Below are 1,885 nucleotides of genomic sequence, written 5' to 3'. Positions count from 1 at the left end.
AGACAAACTATTAAATGTCAATAAATAGTTAAATTTTCTAGAATTTATTGATTTTATAGGCATTTGTCTTGGTTTAGAGGTGAATCCTCTATAAAAATCCTCTTTCTTTTCTAAAAAAGAGTACACTTAAAAGAACTTTCCAACGCAAAACAGTTGAAAGCTCTTACATTAAACTTTTACTTACTGTTAAGCAGGTATCATTTCATCTGTTTTGATGTAGACAAATCTATGTAGTTCACCATTAATATCAGAATACTGATAAATCTGTTTTCTAGTATTTTTAGGAAAGTCTAATGATATTGAATTGAAGAACGTATCTCGGGTTTCTTCTGGTAATCTCATGATATGATCATGTAAGATTACAAAACTGCTTTTATTTTTCATAATTGAATAGATATATCGTGCAATCTTGTTTGCGATTGCAATGTTAGCCAGCTTATGTCTTTTCTTGTTTCCATTCTTTATTCTTTCAAACTGATGTTTGAGAACAGGATTATGACGTCTGGCAAACTCAGCAATCATATAAATTGCATGTCTAAGATATCTAGAACCTTTTTTAGAGATCTTGCCCATAGTTTCTACAGATGTCCCAGAGCGTTTGTTTCTTGGGCTTGTTCCTGAATAAGAAACAAAACAGTCTGCGTTTTTAAATCTTCTTATATTACCAGTTTCAGCAATAACAGTTGCAGCAGTTATAGGACCGCATCCTGTAATTGTAAGAAGCAGTTTATAAGCTGGATTTAAAGAAGCAATATCTTTAATATATCTTTCAATTGATTTGAGCTGACCTTTTATATTTTTAATGTTTTCAACAAGGTCTAGAATGATACTTTTTCCATAGGAAGAAATATCATCAGGAACTAAAGTATCCTGACATAGTTCAAAGAGCTTATCTACTTTATCCATTGAACAACGATGCTTGGTTGCTTCATAAACGACATCAAACACTTCAACTCTAGAAGCATTTATGATATCATGTGTCGTAGGATATGAAGATAAGACAGCGATAAAAGCAGCTGATTTAGGTTCGAAAACATATTGAAGTTCAGGAAACAAACAATCGCATTGGGCAATGAGACGGTTGATTTCTTGAAAATAGATTTTTTTGATCTGATAATGTCTGTGTACTAAAGCTTTCAAATCTTGATATCCGTTTTTATTTTCAAAAACGTTGTCATTGACATATTGAACATCTGAATCAGTGCCAATGATAGTAGAAATAGTCTGAGCATCCAAAGGATCTGATTTAGCGATATTATGAGCAATGCGCCATTGATTGACAAAATCGGTATTAAGAAATTTGATGCTTTCGTTTTCATAAAGATTCGCTTTGATGTAGTCATAGACATTAGTAGAATAGATACCAGTAACTTCTAAAGCAAAACAGATACTGGTACAGTTAACATCAGAATAGCTTCTAACAGTTTCTAAAAAAGAAGAAACTTCTGATTTAACAAACTTAAAAGATAATTTTTTACGCAAGAATTTAGGTTTAACAGATCTACGATCACTGACCTTGAGGATAGCAGCATCTGCTTTACCTTTAGAGACGTCCATGCCAACATAAAGAATATAATTGTTTTCCATAAAATAATGACCTTCTTTCTATGTAATCGGTTTTGAATTGCACCTCTAAAGCAAGACAAACGCAACCTCGCAAATACGGAGACAAGTGTAGAAACACTGCTGCAACAAACTAATTCGGGTATAAAGTGATGTCAAGTCTAAAGGATTAAGTCTTTTTGAAGTGGACGTACATGAAGTAGCCACAGGGGAGAAGAATAAAACCTTCATTCAAAACAAAACTATTATCTTAAAATTAGAATGTACAATCAATAATGAATCGATAGAATTCATTAACTGATTACGTACATATTATACGAGG

At 32.3% G+C, this 1,885-nt stretch carries 1 protein-coding gene; it reads right to left on the bottom strand.

The window, feature by feature from the left end; genetic code table 11:
- Nucleotides 1–186: 186 nt before the first annotated feature.
- Complete coding sequence (locus DW269_RS12375) at nucleotides 187–1,587, bottom strand: IS110 family transposase (protein ID WP_117460314.1); 1,401 nt, start codon at nucleotides 1,585–1,587, stop codon at nucleotides 187–189.
- Nucleotides 1,588–1,885: the final 298 nt, after the last annotated feature.

It is taken from the genome of Catenibacterium sp. AM22-6LB, from assembly GCF_003435615.1.
Classification (GTDB): domain Bacteria; phylum Bacillota_I; class Bacilli_A; order Erysipelotrichales; family Coprobacillaceae; genus Catenibacterium; species Catenibacterium mitsuoka_A.
Note: the sequence above shows the minus strand (reverse complement) of the source record. Positions and strands in the feature narration are given on the sequence as shown.

Excerpts from the sequence above, each read along its gene's own strand:
- DW269_RS12375 (WP_117460314.1), bottom strand. The coding sequence starts at position 1,587 with ATGGAAAACAATTATATTCTTTATGTTGGCATGGACGTCTCTAAAGGT.